This is a genomic window from Pelomonas aquatica, from assembly GCF_026712205.1.
Classification (GTDB): Bacteria; Pseudomonadota; Gammaproteobacteria; order Burkholderiales; family Burkholderiaceae_C; genus Pelomonas; species Pelomonas aquatica.
In genome coordinates, this window is sequence record NZ_JAPPUW010000007.1 from 237,461 (window position 1) to 253,486 (window position 16,026).

Consider the following 16,026-nt stretch of genomic DNA (forward strand, 5'->3'; position numbering starts at 1 on the left):
TTGCCGCTACGCGACTCGGAACTCGAGCACCTGCCCGGTTTGCCGGACCTCGATCAGCTCTTCCAGCTTACGCCCCAACGCATCGAAGGCTCCCCTCCTCTCAGCCAACCGGCCATCGCGGATATAGATCCGCGCGAGCTGATCCTGCAGCGTGTGGTTCTGGCAGAGGTGGATGATCTCCGTCGAAATGCCGAGCCTGCTCATGAGCGTCGCACCCGTGCGGCGCAGATCGTGCGGCGTCCACGTCCCACCGGGTAGTGCTAACGCCCCCACCTGCTTGGAGCGCCCCTTCATCGGCGCCCTTCCAGACGGCTGCATTTGCCGATCGCGCAGTTGCTTATTGACCGTCTTCTGGTCAAGGCAGGCCTCGCCGCCACGGCCTGGAAACACGAAGTCTTTGTGCTCTTTGAGCTCGAGCAGTTCGCTGAATTGGGCGACGGCGAACGGCGACAGGTGCACCAGGTGATCGCGACCGTTCTTCGTCGTTCGACCTGGGATGTTCCAGACGCCGTCCTCCAGGTCGAGATCTCCCCATTGGGCCTGCATCAGCTCACCGACACGGCAGATGGTGGACAGCATGATCCACACGGCCAGCTGCGTGTGCTTCGGCAGCCTGGCGGCCGGCATAGCGGCTGCCAGTGCCTTGATCTCCTCGTCGGACAGCGTCCGTTCTCGCTCCGCATCGCGGCCGCCGGCGTCGCGACGCTTGCTGATGCCAGCCGTCGGGTCGCGCTCGACGAGCTCGCGCACGATCGCGAACGTGAACATCTGGCGCAGGTGCGAAAGGATGGTGTTGGCCGTGCGGTTCAGTCCGGCCTGCTTGATCTTGTCCAGCACCTCCATGAGGTCGGCGCGGCGGATTCCAACGGCCTGGCGCTCGCCGATGCTCGGGAGCACATGCTTCTCGAACTGCAGTTCGACCAGCGCTCCACCGTCCTTGCGGCCGCGACGCTTCTCGCCATCGATCACAACATGGGCAAGGTCGGCCTCCTTCCAGCGCTTGAAGAGCTGGCGCACCGTCAGCTGCTGCCTGGCCAGCTCAGCCGCTTCTTCGGCCTCGCGACGCACGCGCTCGCGCTCGGCCTCAAGGGCCCGCTCGTGCTCCAGGCGGGGGTCTTTGCCAGCGCTCTTCAGTGCCCAGAGCCGTTCGGCTTCGCGCCGTGCGTCCTCGAGGCTCTTCTGTGGGTAGCCGCCAGCCGGATCGTCGGCGAAGAGCTTGAACCACATCGGCTTGCCGGTGCCGGCGACACCAGCCTCAGGTACCAGTACGCGCCGGCATCGCGCCGCCGCAGGTACAGCCCGCCGCCGTCATGCAGTTCTTTTGTGCTGCTGCCCTCGGCGTAGCGTTTGACGGCAAGCGCCGTGAGGACGCGCGTGCGCGCAGTGCGTGCCATGTGTGCCGATGCCTCCAGGTGAGTCTGGCGACATTATCGGCGACAGAATTCCTGGCGCTTCAGGTGGACAAGGTGCCGTGTCGAAGCGACAAACAATGTACCTATCTTGTTGTTTTACAAAGAGAACTTCATTTCAAAGGCGACAGCAGTGGACGGCCAAAGACAGCCTGCGAACGAAATGGGGTGCAAGGGGTCGCGAGTTCGAATCCCGCCGTCCCGACCATTGAGAACAGCCCGAAGCCTGGCATCGCAAGATGCCAGGCTTTTTGCTTTCTGGTCTGCATCTGGCTCGACAGCCCACCCCTTGCACCCCATGCAAGGGACATCAGCATGCACCTGCGCGCTCACCCCCCCGACACCGCATCCTCCAGCGGCGCGAGCAGCAGATTCAGTTCGGCCGCATTGAACTTGCTCAGGGCGCCGCCATCGTCATGACCCAGCAGGCCATCGGCCAGCGCGCGCTTGCGCGCCTGCAGCTCCAGCATCCTCTCCTCGATGCTGCCATCGGCGACGAGTTGGTAGACGAAGACGGGCTGGTCCTGGCCGATGCGGTGGGCGCGCGCGCTGGCCTGGGCCTGCACGGCCGGGTTCCACCAGGGGTCGATGTGGATGACGGTGTCGGCGGCCGTCAGGTTGAGCCCGACGCCGCCGGCCTTCAGGCTGGCCAGCAGGATGGGTTGCTCGCGGGCCTGGAAGCGCCGCACCACGTCGCCGCGCGCCGCGGCCGCCGTCTGGCCCGTCAGCCGCAGATGCGGCAGGCCCAGCTCGCCCAGCAGCGCGGCGATCAGGTCCAGCATCTCCGTGAACTGCGAGAACACCAGCAGCCGCCGGCCCTGGGCGACGAAGTCGGGCAGGTGCTCGCGCAGCCATTCGAGCTTGGCGCGCTCCACGCCGGGCGGCGTCTGCACGCCCTTGAGCAGCAGCGGGTCGCAGCAGACCTGGCGCAGCTTGAGCATCGCGTCCAGCACGCTGATGAGGCTGGTCGGCGTGAAGCCGTCGCGCACGAGGATGCGCCTCACCATGTGGTCGGCCGCGACGCGCACGCTCTCGTAGAGCTGCTTCTGCTGGCCGAGCAGCGGCACGCGCCTGACCATCTCGGTCAGCGGCGGCAGCTCGGCGGCCACTTCGGTCTTCAGGCGGCGCAGGATGAAGGGCCGCACGCGCGCGGCCAGCAGCCGGGCGCGCGGGCCGTCGCGGTTGACCTCGATGGGCTTGCGCCAATGGCGCGCGAAGCTGCGCGAGTCGCCCAGCAGGCCGGGCATCAGCAGGTCGAACAGCGACCACAGCTCGCCGAGGTGGTTCTCCAGCGGCGTGCCGGTCAGGGCCAGGCGGTGGCGCGCCTGCAGCCGGCGCAGCGCGCGGGCGGCGCGGGCATGGGCGTTCTTGACGGCCTGGGCCTCGTCCAGGATCAGCAGATGCCAGGGCTGGGCCGACAGCGCGCGCAGGTCGCGCCAGACCAGGGAGTAGGTGGTCAGCACGACGTCGGCGTCGGCCAGGGGCGCACCGGCTGCGCGGCCGGCGCCGTGCCAGGCCTGCACCCTGAGCCCGGGCGCGATGCGGGCCGCCTCCTGCTGCCAGTTGAACAACAGCGAGGTCGGCAGGATGACCAGGGCCGGCCGATCCAGCCGGCCGGCCTGCTTCTCGACCCACAGGTGGGCCAGCGCCTGGGCCGTCTTGCCCAGGCCCATGTCGTCGGCCAGGATGCCGGCCAGGCCCTGCTCGCGCAGGTATTGCAGCCAGGCCAGGCCGTGCAGCTGGTAGGGGCGCAGTTCCAGGCCCAGCCCGCCCGGCTGCGGCAGGGCCGCGGGCGCACCGGCCGCGAGCAGGCGCCGGCCCAGCGCCTTCAGGCCGGCATCGCCGTGGATCTGCCAGCGGCCGGGCGCTTCTTCCTCGATGCAGCGGATGCGCTCGGCGTCCCATTCGTTGAGGCGCAGCGGCAGGCCCTTGTCCAGCTCGGCGGGCTTGAGCAGGTCCAGCAGGGCCAGCATCATGGCCTTCAGCGGCGCGGCCTGGGCATGGAAGCGCCGGCCGCCGGGTGCGCGCAGCGACACGATGGCGTCGTCCTCGATGGCGACTATGGCCACCGCGTCCAGCCAGCGCTTGTCCTTGCGCAGCAGGTTGGCGATCAGCGGCGCGAGGTCGATGCGCTGGCCTTCGACCTCCATGCCGAGGCTGACCAGCCAGGCCCCCTTGCGGCGCTCCAGGCCCAGGCCCTCGACGCGGCGACCGGGTTTGGGCGCCTCGGGTGCTTCTTCTTCCACGAGGCCGAGCTGCCAGCCGCTGACGAACCGGCTGTGGTGGGCGAAGCCGGGCTCGGTCGTGACCTGCCAGCCCTGGGCCAGCAGCTCGGGCACCTTGTCCGCATGGAAGTCGCCGAAGAATTCCTCCTGGGTCGTGGTCCACAGCGAGTCGCCCAGCGGCTGCGGCGCGCCGCGCCATTGCAGCAGGGCGGGGTCCAGGCGCACGAGGCCGCAGCCGAGCAGCAAGGGCTCGGATTGCAGATCCGGTGAGGCCAGCAGCGCCACCGTCACCTGCTCGCCGCGCGGGCCCAGGGGGCCGCGCGGCCGCAGGCCGAGCAGGCCGTCGCCGCGCGTCAGCGTGCGCAGCGTGAGATGGGGGCGATGCGGGGCGGCCATCGCGACAGTCTCGCAGCCCGCGAAGCCGTCGCCGGAAAGCTCAATCGCCCTCGCCGCCCAGCGGCTTCAGCTGGCGCCCGGCCGGCAGGGCGCGCAAGTATTTGAAGGTGCCGGTGGCGTGGGCGCAGAGCTTGTCGCCGGCGCCGAAGACCGAGCCCTCGCAGAAGGCCATCGTCGTCGAGCGGTGCAGCAGACGGCCCACGGCGCGCAGCTCGCCTTCGCCGGGGCGCATGAAGCTGGTCTTCATCTCCACCGTGACGACGCCGGGCCCCAGGTCCGGCAGATGCCGGTTCACGCTGCGCGCGGCATGCGCCATGGCCACGTCCAGCAGCGTCATCACGACGCCGCCGTGGGCCACCCGCCAGGAGTTCAGGTGCCGTTCGGCAATCGTCAGCCGCAGCTCGGCCTCGCCGTCGCCCACGCCATGCAGCGTGAAGCCGAGTTGCTCGACGAAGGGGATGTGGACCGGGAACTCCATCGCCGACTCAGCCGCCGTGCACGGCGCTGACGCCGCCATCCACCGCCAGGATCTGGCCGGTGATGTGCTTGCCGGCCCTGGACGCGAACAGCAGGGCCGCGCCCTTCAGGTCATCGTCGTCTCCCAGGCGGTTCAGCGGCGCATGCGCGGCCATCTTGTCGGCCCCCACGGCGGCGATCAGGCCCTTGGTCATCTTGCTCGGGAAGAAGCCCGGCGCCAGCGCGTTGACGGTGATGCCGTAGGCGCCCCACTCGCCGGCCAGCGCACGCGTGAAGTTCACGGCCGCACCCTTGCTGGTGTTGTAGGCGATGGTCTTCATCGCGCCCGAGTTGCCCGACAGGCCGGCGATGGAGGCCACGTTGATGATGCGGCCCGACTTGCGCGGGATCATGCTGGCCTTGGCCACGGCCTGGGCGAACACGAACAGGCTGCGGATGTTCAGGTCCATGACCTTGTCCCAGGCCTCGATGGGGTGCTCCTCGGCGGGCGCGCCCCAGGTGGCGCCGGCGTTGTTGACGAGGATGTCGATGCGCCCCAGGCGCTCCATGGTCTCGGCGACGACGCGCTGGGCCTCGGCCTCCTTGGCCGCGTCGGCCGCGATCCAGCGCGCGTCGATGCCGCGCGCCTGCAGATGGGCCGTGGCCTCCTCCAGGTCGGCCGCCTTGCGCGAGGTCAGCATGATCTTGGCGCCGGCATCGCCGAGAGCCTCGGCGATCTGCAGGCCCAGGCCGCGCGAGCCGCCGGTGACGAGGGCCACCTGGCCGCTCAGGTCGAAGAGGTCTTGAACCTTGGTGCTCATCGAAAGTCTCCTTAGAAATATTCAGGCTTCATGTCGCGGCACAGCGGCTCGCGGCGCGCGACGACGTCCAGCCAGGCGCCGATCTTGGGCAGCTCGTAGGCGAAGAAGTAGCGGGCCGCGGCGCGCTTGCCGTGGGCGAAGTCGCTGTCGCCGTGCACCGCGAGCATCAGGTCCAGCCAGATCCAGGCCAGCACGGTATGGCCGAAGGCCTGCATATAGGGCGTCGCGTTCGCCAGCGCCTCCTCGGGCTCGCCGGTGCTCCAGGCCTTCCTGGTGGCACCGCCGACCTGCGCCAGCGCGGCGGCCAACTGATTCGCCAGCGGCGCCCATTCGGTCTGCATCGCGCGGGCGATGGTGGCCTGCACGCGCGCGGCCAGCGCCGCCAGCGATGCGCCGCCCTGCTGCACGACCTTGCGGCCCAGCAGGTCCAGCGCCTGAATGCCGTGCGTGCCCTCGTGGATCATGTTCAGGCGGTTGTCGCGCCAGTGCTGCTCCACCGGGAAGTCGCGCGTGTAGCCGTAGCCGCCGAGCACCTGGATGGCCAGCGAGTTGGCCTCCAGGCACCACTCGCTGGGCCAGCTCTTGGCGATGGGGATGAGCACGTCCAGCAGCGCCTGCGCCTCGGCCTTGCCGTCGCCGGTGTTCAGCTCGTCGACGAGGCGCGCGCAGTAGAGCTCGAAGGCCAGCCCGCCTTCGACATAGCTCTTCTGCGCCAGCAGCATGCGGCGCACGTCGGCGTGCTCGATGATGGGCCGCTGCGGGCTGGCCGCGTCCTTGCCGGCGGCCGTCATCGGCCGGCCCTGTGGCCGCTGCTTGGCGTACTCCAGGCTGGCCTCGTAGCCCGCATAGCCCAGCATCGTCGCGCCCAGGCCGACGCCGATGCGCATCTCGTTCATCATGAAGAACATGCAGCGCAGGCCCTCGCCGGGCTGGCCGACCAGATAGCCGACGGCGCCCGCCTTGCCATCCGGCGTGAAGCGGCCCTCGCCGAAGTTCAGCAGGCAGTTGGTCGTGCCGCGGTGGCCGAGCTTGTGGTTCAGGCCGGCCAGCGCGACGTCGTTGCGCTCGCCGGTCAGCTGCCCGTCGGCGCCCACCATCTGCTTCGACACGATGAAGAGCGAGATGCCCTTGGTGCCGGGAATCAGCTTGCCGTCCGGGCCGGGGATCTTGGCCAGCACCAGATGCACGATGTTCTCGCGCAGTTCATGCTCGCCGCCCGAGATCCACATCTTGTTGCCGCGCAGGCGGTAGCGCGGGCCGAGAGGGTCTTGCTGGTCCTCCAGCTCGGCGCGGGTGACGACGTCGGACAGCGACGAGCCCGCCTGCGGCTCGGACAGGCACATGGTGCCGAACCACCGGCCCGCCAGCAGCGTCGTGGCGAAGACCTCGCGCTGGCGCTCGCTGCCGTGCGCCATCAGCAGATTGGCATTGCAGGTCGTCAGCACGGCATAGGAGCCGACATGGGCATTGGCCTTGCTGATGAAGGCATTGGCCGCCGTCTCGATGAGACAGGGGAGCTGCATGCCGCCCAGCTCATAGTCCTTGGTCGCGGCCAGCATGCCGGAGTCGACGAGCGCATTGACCGCGTCCAGCGTCGCCGCGGGCAGGTGCACGCGCTCGCCGTCGAAGCGGGGCTCCTCGGTGTCGAGCAGCCGATAGCAAGGCGCGAGCTTCTCGCGGGCGATGCGCTCGCAGGTGTCCAGCACCGCGCCGAAGGTCTCGCGGGAATGGTCGGCAAAGCGCGCACGCGCCGTCAGGTCGGCGGCGTGCAGCCAGTCGTAGAGGAGGAATTCCAGGGTTTCGCGCATCGCTGTGGCTCCGGTTTCAAGACGGCCATCGGGCTCCCCGCCCGGCCGATGTCGGCTCAATCCTGCGCCAGCTTGACGATGGTGCCCTGGGCCACCGCGCAGAGCTTCTCGACGCCGTCCTTGACCGCGAACACGTCGCAGCGGCAGACGGCCTGCGTGCGGCCCGCGCTCACGGCCTCGGCGCGGGCGACCAGCAGTTCGCCGACGGCGGGGCGCAGATAGTTGATCTTGTATTCGCTGGTCAGCGCATCGGACGCGAAGGCCGTGCCGCCGGCAAAGGTCAGCGCGTTGTCGGCGAGGTAGCTGAGCACGCCGCCATGCGCGAAACCATGCTGCTGCAGCAGCTCCGGCCTCAGCGCCAGCCTCAGCTCGACGCGGCCCGGCGCCACGGCACCGATCTCCACGCCGAGCAGGCGGCTGAAGGGCTGGCCGGCGAGGATTTCCGCGCCCTGCCTGACGAACTCCTGTGGCGTCACAGGACCTCGAACACGCCCGCCGCGCCCATGCCGCCGCCGATGCACATCGTCACGCAGACGCGCTTGGCGCCGCGGCGCTTGCCTTCGATCAGCGCATGGCCGGTCAGGCGCTGGCCCGACACGCCATAGGGGTGGCCGACGGCGATGGCGCCGCCGTTGACGTTGAGCCTGTCCATCGGGATTCCCAGCGTGTCGGCGCAGTACAGCACCTGCACCGCGAAGGCTTCGTTCAGCTCCCAGAGGTCGATGTCGGCGACGGTCAGGCCCAGCTTCTTCAGCACCTTGGGCACCGCGAAGACGGGGCCGATGCCCATCTCGTCGGGCTCGCAGCCGGCCACGGCAAAGCCGAGGAAGCGGCCCAGCGGCTTCAGGTTGTGGGTGGACGCGTACTGCTCGCTGACCAATGCACAGGCGCCCGCGCCGTCACTGAACTGGCTGGCATTGCCGGCCGTCACCAGGCCGCCGGGCACGGCCGAGCGCAGGTCCTTGATGCCTTCGTAGGTCGTGCCCTCGCGCAGGCCCTCGTCCGCGCTGATGGTGACCTCCTTGCTCATCAGGCCCATGACCTTGTCGGCCACGCCCATGGTCGTCGTCACCGAGATCATCTCGTCGGCGAACTTGCCGGCGGCCTGGGCCGCGCAGGCCTTCTGCTGGCTGCCGGCGCCGTAGTGGTCCATGCGCTCGCGCGAGATGTTGTAGCGCTTGGCCACGTTCTCGGCGGTCTGCAGCATGTTCCAGTAGATCTCGGGCTTCTGCTTCATCAGCGCGGGGTCGACCAGCATGTGCTTGTTGGCCTCCTGCTGCACGCAGGAAATGCTCTCGACGCCGCCGGCGATGTAGACATCGCCCTCGCCCGCGATGATGCGCTGCGCGGCCATCGCGATGGTCTGCAGGCCGCTGGAGCAGAAGCGGTTGATGGTGACGCCGCTCACCGTTACGGCCAAGCCGGCCTTCAGCGCGATCTGGCGGGCGATGTTGCTGCCCGTGGCGCCTTCCGGCGTGGCGCAGCCCATCAGCACGTCCTCGATGGCGCCGGCCTCGATGCCGGCGCGCTCGACGGCGGCCTGGACCGCGTGGCCGCCCAGCGTCGCGCCGTGGGTCATGTTGAACGCGCCCTTCCAGCTCTTGGCGAGCGGGGTGCGGGCGGTGGAGACGATCAGTGCGTTGCTCATGTCTTTTAGTCCTAGTCAGTTGGTGCCAGAGCTACTCGCTTCGCTCGATCGGTCTGGCACACAAGACACTTAGATTTCGGTGGGCGCGGGCGATCAGGTGAAGGACTTGCCTTCAGCGACCAGTCGGGCCAGCAGGGGCGCCGGCGTCCAGAACGCGCCGTCGTCCATGGTGTTCTTCGCAAAGCGCTTCATCGTCTGCACGACGTTGAAGAGGCCCAGCGTGTCGGCGTAGCACATCGGGCCGCCGCGCCAGATCGGGAAGCCGTAGCCGGTGAGATACACCATGTCCACGTCGGACGCGCGCTGGGCGATGCCCTCCTCCAGCAAGTGGGCGGCCTCGTTGACGAGGGCGAACACGAGGCGGTGCACGATCTCCTCGTCGCTGATCTCGCGGGTCTTCGCGCCGATGGCCTCGCGGTGCTTGGCCAGCATCTCGTCCACGACCGGCGACGGGATCGCGTCGCGCTTGCCGGGCTGGTAGTCGTACCAGCCGGCGCCGGTCTTCTGGCCGAAGCGGCCCAGCTCGCAGAGCCGGTCGGCGCTGGCCGAATACTTCATGCCCGGCTTCTCGACATGGCGGCGCTTGCGGATGGCCCAGCCGATGTCGTTGCCGGCCAGGTCGCCCATGCGGAAGGGGCCCATCGCGAAGCCGAACTTCTCGACCGCCTTGTCGACCTGCTGCGGGCTGCAGCCCTCGTCGAGCAGGAAGCCGGCCTGGCGGCTGTACTGCTCGATCATGCGGTTGCCGATGAAGCCGTCGCAGACGCCGGACACGACCGCCGTCTTCTTGATCTTCTTGGCCGTCGCCATCACGGTGGCCAGCACGTCCTTGGCCGTGGCCTTGCCGCGCACGACCTCCAGCAGCTTCATCACATTGGCCGGGCTGAAGAAGTGCATGCCCACGACGTCCTGCGGGCGCTGCGTGAAGGCCGCGATCTTGTCGACGTCCAGCGTCGAAGTGTTGGAGGCCAGGATGGCGCCGGGCTTGGCGACCTCGTCCAGCTGCTTGAACACGGCTTCCTTGACGCCGATCTCCTCGAACACCGCTTCGATGATGAGGTCGCAGTCGCGCAAAGCGTCGTAGCTCAGCGTCGTGCTCAGCAGCGCCATGCGCTGGGCGTATTTGTCTTCCTTCAGCTTGCCCTTCTTGACCTGGGCCTCGTAGTTCTTCCTGATGGTCGCGACGCCGCGGTCCAGGGCCTCCTGCTTGGTCTCCAGGATGGTGACCGGGATGCCCGCGTTCAGGAAGTTCATCGAGATGCCGCCGCCCATCGTGCCGGCGCCGATGACGCCCACCTTGGCGATGTTGCGCAGCGGCGTGTCCTCGGGCACGTCGGCGATCTTGCTGGCCACGCGCTCAGCGAAGAACAGGTGGCGCAGCGCCTTGGACTCGGGCGTCATCATCAGCGCCGCGAAGCCCTCGCGCTCGGCGCGCATGCCGTCGTCGAACTTCAGCTTGACCGCGCCGGCCACGGCTTCCAGGCAGCGCAGCGGCGCCGGGAAGTTCTTGCTCATGCCGCCCACCATGTTGCGGGCGAACTGGAAGTAAGCCTCGGCGTTCGGGTGGCGCGCCTTCAGCTCGCGCACCTTGGGCAGCGGACGCTTTTCCGACACCTCTTCGGCGAACTTGACGGCGGCGTCCAGCACGTCGGCATCGACGATCTTGTCGAACAGCTTCTGGCCCGGGACCATGGCCAGCATCTGTGCCTCCACCGGCTCGCCGCTGACGATCATGTTCAGCGCGGGCTCCACGCCGAGGGCGCGCGGCAGGCGCTGCGTGCCGCCGGCACCCGGCAGCAGGCCCAGCTTCACTTCGGGCAGGGCGACCTTGGTGCCGGTCTGCGCGACGCGGTAATGGCAGCCCAGCGACAGCTCCAGGCCGCCGCCCATGCAGACGCTGTGGATGGCCGCGACGACGGGCTTGCCGCAGTTCTCGACGACGGCGATCAGGCTCAGCAGATTGGGCTCGGCCAGCGCCTTGGGGCTGCCGAACTCCTTGATGTCCGCACCGCCCGAGAAGGCCTTCCCGGCACCGGTGATGACCAGCGACGTGATGGCCGGATCGGCCTCGGCGCGCTCGACGCCGGCTGCAACGGCCGTGCGGGTGGCGAAACCCAGGCCGTTGACCGGCGGGTTGTCGAGCGTGATCACGGCGACGCTGCCGCGAACTTCGTAATGGGCTGTCATGGGCACGACCTCGGTTGATGGGCCATGCCGCGTCTCCAGCAGGACGGCCCAGAAATAGAACGACCGTTCGATTCTAGGCAGCGGTCCCGGTGCGGTCTTGTCCCGGCAGTGACAAGGCCGCGCAGCCCCGGATCACTCCGAACTGCGGGGCAGCACCACCGTCTCCCGGAAGCCGTCCGGCCTCTCCTTGGGAGGGGCGGGCTGCAGCCGCGCCTCGGCATAGCGGCGTGCGGCCTCGGCGGCATCCGGCACCAGCGGCGCAGCGGCCGGCGCGGCGCGCGGTGCCGGCCGCACCGCCAGGCGCAATTCATGGCATTCACGCTGCAGTTGCTCGACCTGCTTGCGCGCCTGCGTGACCTGCTGCGACATCTGCAGCCTGGCCTGCTCGACGTGCAGCAGGCGCTGGTGCTCCAGCTTCATGCGGCGCGACAACCAGGCGAACACGGCGCCTGCCCCGAGCGCCAGTCCCAGCAGCAGGCCGCCCAGCAGCGGCATCGTTTGGCTGTTGTCCATCTCTTCTTCTCCCCTTGACATCGTTGTCCCTGACAAATGTATAGGCCAGGGGCCGCCGTGCGTCGACTTCGCCGGTCGGGCTCAGGGTTTCCCACGGGTCGCCCGCGGGCCGCCGCTAGGGTGCCGACCCTGCTGATCCCGGTCGTCTACCCACCTCCCGAATCCGGCCCGCCGCCCAGCTGCGCCAGGCCAGGGGCTGGATGCTGCAGATGAAGTGAGGCCGACACATCGGCCGGCCACAATGCGCCGGCCATGCCTCGATTCATCCTGCATCTGTGCACCGCCCCCGAACGCCGCGCCCTGTGGCGCGCGCTGCTCGCGGCCCTTGTCGTCGTCATCACCTGGCTGGCACTGATCCCGGCGCCGCCCAAGGCGATCACGACCGGCTGGGACAAATCCAACCACGCCCTCGCCTTCGCGTCGCTGGCCTTCGCCAGCGCATGGGCCGTCTGGCCGCGGGTGCGGCGGTGGCCCCTGCTGTTCGTCGTCGTGCTCGCCTACGGCGGCGCCATCGAGATCGCGCAGAGCTATCTGCCGCCACGCGAGGGCGACTGGCTCGACCTGCTGGCCGATGCCGTCGGCATCTCGCTGGGTCTGCTGCTGGCCTGGCCCGTTGCGGTCGGCGCGGCGCGGCGCGCCGACGCTGAGAAAGTCCCTTGAATCCCCTGAGGTCATCGCCGGGGAGCTGACACACCGTTGGCAGCAGATTGCGCTACGGTTGCCCCCCATGTCGACCGAACTGCTCCGCGCCACGCGTGCCCGTACGCTGGCCCTGGCCGAACCGCTGTCCGACGAAGACGCACAGCTGCAGTCCATGCCCGATGCCAGCCCCGCGAAATGGCATCTCGCGCACACGAGCTGGTTCTTCGAGACCCTGGTGCTGCAGCCCCATCTGCCAGGCTACCGCGTCTTCGACGAGCGCTGGCCGCGCCTGTTCAACTCCTACTACGAGAGCCTGGGCCCGCGCCATGCGCGCCCGCAGCGCGGCCTGCTGAGCCGGCCTTCGCTCGCCGAGGTCAAGGCCTACCGCCGGCATGTCGACGCGGCCCTGGCCGACCTGCTGCCCTTCGCGCCCGCTGCGGCCCGCGCGCTGGTCGAGCTGGGCTGCCATCACGAACAGCAGCACCAGGAGCTGCTGCTGACCGACATCCTGCATGCCTTCTCTTGCAACCCTTTGCTACCGGCGTATCAGGCCGGCAGGCCTGCCGCGGCCAATGCACCCGCGCAGCGCTGGCTTCAACACGCGGGCGGCATCGTCGACATCGGCCACGCGGGCGCGGGCTTCGGCTTCGACAACGAGGGGCCGAGCCACCGCGTGCTGCTCGAAGCCTTCGAGATCGGCAACCGCCTCGTCAGCTGCGGCGAATACGCCGACTTCATCGCCGCCGGCGGCTACCGCGAACCGCTGCTGTGGCTGTCCGACGGCTGGGCCACCGTGCAGGCCCAGGGCTGGCAGCGGCCGCTCTACTGGCAGCCGGACGGCAGCGTCTTCGGCCTGCACGGCGCGCAGGCGCTGGACCCGGACGCGCCGGTCATGCAGCTGAGCTTCTACGAGGCCTGCGCCTTTGCCGAATGGGCCGGCGCGCGGCTGCCGACCGAGTTCGAATGGGAGGCCGCCACCGCGCTGCAAGGTTTCGAGCAGGCTGCCGACCAGGCCTGGCAGTGGACACGATCGGCATATTCGCCCTACCCTGGCTTCCGGACGGCGGCGGGCGCCGTGGGGGAATACAACGGCAAGTTCATGGTCGGCCAGCAGGTGCTGCGCGGCGGCAGCCTCGCGACGCCGCCCGGCCATGCGCGGCCGAGCTACCGCAATTTCTTCCCGCCGGCGGCGCGCTGGCAGTTCAGTGGATTGAGGCTCGCACGATGAAACCCGCAGTCGAATGGCGCCAGCCCCTCTGCTCGGCCGACAACGAGGCCTTCGCGGCCGACCTGCATGCCGCGCTGGCCCGCGTGCCCAAGGCCATCTCGCCCAAATACTTCTACGACGAGGCGGGCTCGCGCCTGTTCGAGCAGATCTGCGAGCTGCCCGAGTATTACCCGACCCGCACCGAGCGGGCCCTGATCGAGGCCCATGCCGCCGACATGGCCGAGCAGTTCGGGCCCGGCGTGCAGCTCGTAGAGTACGGCGCCGGCGCACTGCGCAAGGTGCGCCTGCTGCTGGACGCGATACCGCGCGACGGCGTGCAGTTCGTGCCGGTGGACATTTCCGGTCCGCACCTGCTGGCGGCCTGCGACGCACTCGCGGCCGACTACCCCGGCCTGTCCATCCAGCCGCTGGTGGCGGACTTCACGCGCCCGCACACGCTGCCGCCCTGCCCCGAGGGCAGCCGCCGCGTCGGCTTCTTCCCGGGCTCCAGCATCGGCAACTTCACGCCCACCGAGGCCGATGCCTTCCTGCGCCTGGCCGCCAGCGAGCTCGCCGGCGGCGGGCTGCTGATCGGCATCGACCTCGTGAAGGACGAGGCGACGCTGCACGCGGCCTACAACGACGCAGCCGGCGTGACGGCCGCCTTCAACCTGAACCTGCTACACCGCGCCCGCAGGGAACTGGGCGCCGACTTCCCGCCGGACGGCTTCGAGCACCTGGCCTTCTACAACCCGGCCTACCGCCGCATCGAGATGCATCTGCGCGCGACCCGGGCACTGGAACTGCGGGTCGGGGGCGAGGCCTATGCCTTCCACGAGGGCGAGACGCTGCACACGGAGCATTCGCACAAATACACGGTCGCCGGCTTCCAGGCACTGGCGGCGCGGGCGGGATTCAGCCCGGGCAAGGTGTGGACGGATGCGAACGGGTGGTTTGCGGTGCTGTGGCTCGAAGCACGGCCGGGCGAATGAATCCAGGCCGCAGACGCACGGCACAGGCCCTCGAGCAGGGCAGGACTTTGCGCCAGTGGAGGAATGGCCCCGTCGTTGCAGAGCCGCGCCTCGGCCTGATGCGCGCGGCGCCGCACCCGAGGATGGCCTCGGCATCTGCAGGCGTCGCTGGCTCAATGATGTGCATGGGCCGTCAGCTCAGCCGGCCGGCGTGATCGTGCCGGACGCCGTGGCCCATCAGTCTCTTTGGCGGCGCCGCCTCGCCGACGCCGTCGCGGCCGGGCACGACGGCGACCGTGACAAATTGCCGGGGCCGATCGGGACTGCCTGCCGACGGTAGTCCCAGCCAGACCGTTGATCGGGCGGGCTCTTCGCAGGCCTGGCCCGGCCTGTTAGAACCAGGGCCGTCAGCACTGAGCGCCCTTGCGGCGCGTCATCCATGAACGCAGGCCGAATCCACGCCCCGCCCGCCTCCTCGTCCGGGTTCACGCTGATCGAATTGGCCATCGTGTTGGTCGTCATCGGCATCGCGGCAGCCATCGCCTACCCCATCTACCAGACGCAGTTGCTGGCCGGGCGCCGCAGCGATGCGGTCCAGGCGGCCGGCACCATTGCACAGGCCCAGGAAACCTGGCGCTCGAACAACACCACCTACGGCGCCCTGACCGACCTGGGCATCGCCTCGACCAGTATTGGCGGCTACTACACCCTGGCGATCACCACGCCGACCGCCACCGGCTACACGCTGACGCTGACACCCGCCGGCACCCAGGCCAACGACACCACCTGCAAGCCCATGACGATGACGGTCACTTTGGGCAACCCGGCCTATTCGCCCCCAGCCTGCTGGAAGCGCTGATGAAACTCCGCCGAGACAAGGGCCTGACGCTCGTCGAACTGATGGTGACGGTCGCCGTGCTGGCCATTTTCCTGGCCGTGGCGGCGCCCAATCTGACGGCGGTGCTGCTGAAGATGCGCCTGGAAGGCGTGGCCAACGAATTGCGCACCGATCTGCAATATGCGAGGTCGGAATCGATCCGCCTGAAGAAAGCCGTCAGCCTCGCCAGCGCCGCGGACGGCTCCGGATATTCGGTCACCGACTCCGGGGGAAATTCATTGAAATCCGTTGCATTTGCGGCCGGCACCCGCATCGGCATCACGACGGGCAGCCCGGCACCCTCGGTCAGCTTTGACCCGTTGCGCGGTTTCGCGACCGTGACGGGCGGCTTCACGCTGAGCACAACCAATCTGACCCCGACGTTGACGGTCTCGACAGACTCGCTCGGGCGTGTCACCGAATGTGCCAGCCAGGGCAAGTTCTACGGCGTCACCAACCCATGCTGACTTTCCACTCCTCCCGCCGCCGTTGCCAGGACGGCCTCTCGCTGATCGAATTGATGGTCGGCATGGCCATAGGCGCCTTCATCATCGTCGGCGTCATGTATCTGTTCACCGCGGATATTCAGGGAAATCGGAAACTGATTGCCACGACCCGGGTCGAGCAGGATCTGCGCAATATCACCGACCTGATCACCCGCGACGTCAGGCGCGCCGGTTACTGGGGGAATTCGGTGCTCGGCACCGTCGCCATCGGCGCAACGGCGGCCACCACCTCAAATCCTTACCTGATTAGTAATGTGCCTCAGCCCCGCCCCGAATCTCGCTGATGCGATGCGGCGAACAGCGTGCCGTGTCGACGATCAGCCGTGCGACGAGGCTGCGCAGATCGAAGCGGCGGTTGAA

Annotated in this window: 15 protein-coding genes; 6 read left to right on the top strand and 9 right to left on the bottom strand. The window is 68.9% G+C overall.

All coding sequences use genetic code 11. The annotated features are described in order from the left end of the window. Positions 1-6 precede the first annotated feature (6 nt). From NYP07_RS09840 to NYP07_RS09880, 9 genes are all read right to left on the bottom strand, one after another. The gene (locus NYP07_RS09840) at positions 7-1,227 is read right to left on the bottom strand and encodes a tyrosine-type recombinase/integrase (protein ID WP_268149842.1); all 1,221 of its coding nucleotides are present in this window, start codon (positions 1,225-1,227) and stop codon (positions 7-9) included. 511 nt (positions 1,228-1,738) lie between these two features. After that, positions 1,739-4,030, bottom strand: coding sequence for a DEAD/DEAH box helicase (locus NYP07_RS09845; RefSeq protein ID WP_268149844.1), 2,292 nt, complete (start codon positions 4,028-4,030; stop codon positions 1,739-1,741). A gap of 40 nt (positions 4,031-4,070) precedes the next feature. Then, entirely contained in the window at positions 4,071-4,508 is a 438-nt protein-coding gene (locus tag NYP07_RS09850) for a PaaI family thioesterase (RefSeq protein WP_268149846.1), read from the bottom strand. Between the two features lie 7 nt (positions 4,509-4,515). Then, entirely contained in the window at positions 4,516-5,307 is a 792-nt protein-coding gene (locus NYP07_RS09855) for an SDR family oxidoreductase (protein ID WP_268149848.1), read from the bottom strand. Between the two features lie 11 nt (positions 5,308-5,318). Continuing rightward, positions 5,319-7,115 (bottom strand): acyl-CoA dehydrogenase, encoded by a 1,797-nt coding sequence (locus tag NYP07_RS09860; RefSeq protein ID WP_268149850.1) that lies wholly within the window; start codon positions 7,113-7,115, stop codon positions 5,319-5,321. Between the two features lie 56 nt (positions 7,116-7,171). Beyond that, positions 7,172-7,591 carry a PaaI family thioesterase gene (locus tag NYP07_RS09865; protein ID WP_268149852.1) on the bottom strand — a complete coding sequence of 140 codons (420 nt, stop codon included), beginning with the start codon at positions 7,589-7,591 and terminating at the stop codon, positions 7,172-7,174. After that, entirely contained in the window at positions 7,588-8,763 is a 1,176-nt protein-coding gene (locus tag NYP07_RS09870) for an acetyl-CoA C-acyltransferase (protein ID WP_268149854.1), read from the bottom strand. The genes NYP07_RS09865 and NYP07_RS09870 overlap by 4 nt, the downstream gene beginning before the upstream one ends. A 93-nt stretch (positions 8,764-8,856) precedes the next feature. Next, complete coding sequence (locus tag NYP07_RS09875; RefSeq protein ID WP_268149856.1) at positions 8,857-10,950, bottom strand: 3-hydroxyacyl-CoA dehydrogenase NAD-binding domain-containing protein; 2,094 nt, start codon at positions 10,948-10,950, stop codon at positions 8,857-8,859. Between the two features lie 132 nt (positions 10,951-11,082). Continuing rightward, a complete protein-coding gene (locus tag NYP07_RS09880) occupies positions 11,083-11,463 on the bottom strand; it encodes a hypothetical protein (protein ID WP_268149858.1) in 381 nt (126 codons plus the stop codon). 252 nt (positions 11,464-11,715) lie between these two features. On the opposite strand from NYP07_RS09880, the gene NYP07_RS09885 reads away from it, so the two are divergent. The 6 genes from NYP07_RS09885 (at position 11,716) to NYP07_RS09910 (ending at position 15,950) form a co-directional block, all read left to right on the top strand. Then, a complete protein-coding gene (locus NYP07_RS09885; RefSeq protein ID WP_268149860.1) occupies positions 11,716-12,123 on the top strand; it encodes a VanZ family protein in 408 nt (135 codons plus the stop codon). A 67-nt stretch (positions 12,124-12,190) separates the two neighbouring features. Beyond that, on the top strand, positions 12,191-13,333 hold the full coding sequence (gene egtB / locus NYP07_RS09890) for an ergothioneine biosynthesis protein EgtB (RefSeq protein WP_268149862.1): 1,143 nt from the start codon (positions 12,191-12,193) through the stop codon (positions 13,331-13,333). Continuing rightward, positions 13,330-14,304, top strand: a complete 975-nt coding sequence (gene egtD / locus NYP07_RS09895; RefSeq protein ID WP_268149864.1) for an L-histidine N(alpha)-methyltransferase — start codon at positions 13,330-13,332, stop codon at positions 14,302-14,304. Before egtB ends, egtD begins: the two co-directional genes overlap by 4 nt. A gap of 418 nt (positions 14,305-14,722) precedes the next feature. Further along, complete coding sequence (locus NYP07_RS09900) at positions 14,723-15,142, top strand: type IV pilin protein (protein ID WP_268149866.1); 420 nt, start codon at positions 14,723-14,725, stop codon at positions 15,140-15,142. Further along, positions 15,142-15,627 carry a GspH/FimT family pseudopilin gene (locus NYP07_RS09905; protein ID WP_268149869.1) on the top strand — a complete coding sequence of 162 codons (486 nt, stop codon included), beginning with the start codon at positions 15,142-15,144 and terminating at the stop codon, positions 15,625-15,627. The genes NYP07_RS09900 and NYP07_RS09905 overlap by 1 nt, the downstream gene beginning before the upstream one ends. After that, positions 15,621-15,950 carry a PilW family protein gene (locus NYP07_RS09910; RefSeq protein WP_268149871.1) on the top strand — a complete coding sequence of 110 codons (330 nt, stop codon included), beginning with the start codon at positions 15,621-15,623 and terminating at the stop codon, positions 15,948-15,950. The genes NYP07_RS09905 and NYP07_RS09910 overlap by 7 nt, the downstream gene beginning before the upstream one ends. Positions 15,951-16,026: the final 76 nt, after the last annotated feature.

What these genes read in the sequence shown, in the direction of transcription:
- egtD (WP_268149864.1), top strand. Translation starts at nt 13,330, where the DNA reads ATGAAACCCGCAGTCGAATGGCGCCAGCCCCTCTGCTCGGCCGACAAC.
- NYP07_RS09905 (WP_268149869.1), top strand. Translation starts at nt 15,142, where the DNA reads ATGAAACTCCGCCGAGACAAGGGCCTGACGCTCGTCGAACTGATGGTG.
- NYP07_RS09870 (WP_268149854.1), bottom strand. Translation starts at nt 8,763, where the DNA reads ATGAGCAACGCACTGATCGTCTCCACCGCCCGCACCCCGCTCGCCAAG.
- NYP07_RS09900 (WP_268149866.1), top strand. Translation starts at nt 14,723, where the DNA reads ATGAACGCAGGCCGAATCCACGCCCCGCCCGCCTCCTCGTCCGGGTTC.
- NYP07_RS09875 (WP_268149856.1), bottom strand. Translation starts at nt 10,950, where the DNA reads ATGACAGCCCATTACGAAGTTCGCGGCAGCGTCGCCGTGATCACGCTC.
- egtB (WP_268149862.1), top strand. Translation starts at nt 12,191, where the DNA reads ATGTCGACCGAACTGCTCCGCGCCACGCGTGCCCGTACGCTGGCCCTG.
- NYP07_RS09860 (WP_268149850.1), bottom strand. Translation starts at nt 7,115, where the DNA reads ATGCGCGAAACCCTGGAATTCCTCCTCTACGACTGGCTGCACGCCGCC.
- NYP07_RS09855 (WP_268149848.1), bottom strand. Translation starts at nt 5,307, where the DNA reads ATGAGCACCAAGGTTCAAGACCTCTTCGACCTGAGCGGCCAGGTGGCC.
- NYP07_RS09885 (WP_268149860.1), top strand. Translation starts at nt 11,716, where the DNA reads ATGCCTCGATTCATCCTGCATCTGTGCACCGCCCCCGAACGCCGCGCC.
- NYP07_RS09850 (WP_268149846.1), bottom strand. Translation starts at nt 4,508, where the DNA reads ATGGAGTTCCCGGTCCACATCCCCTTCGTCGAGCAACTCGGCTTCACG.
- NYP07_RS09845 (WP_268149844.1), bottom strand. Translation starts at nt 4,030, where the DNA reads ATGGCCGCCCCGCATCGCCCCCATCTCACGCTGCGCACGCTGACGCGC.
- NYP07_RS09910 (WP_268149871.1), top strand. Translation starts at nt 15,621, where the DNA reads ATGCTGACTTTCCACTCCTCCCGCCGCCGTTGCCAGGACGGCCTCTCG.
- NYP07_RS09840 (WP_268149842.1), bottom strand. Translation starts at nt 1,227, where the DNA reads ATGTGGTTCAAGCTCTTCGCCGACGATCCGGCTGGCGGCTACCCACAG.
- NYP07_RS09880 (WP_268149858.1), bottom strand. Translation starts at nt 11,463, where the DNA reads ATGGACAACAGCCAAACGATGCCGCTGCTGGGCGGCCTGCTGCTGGGA.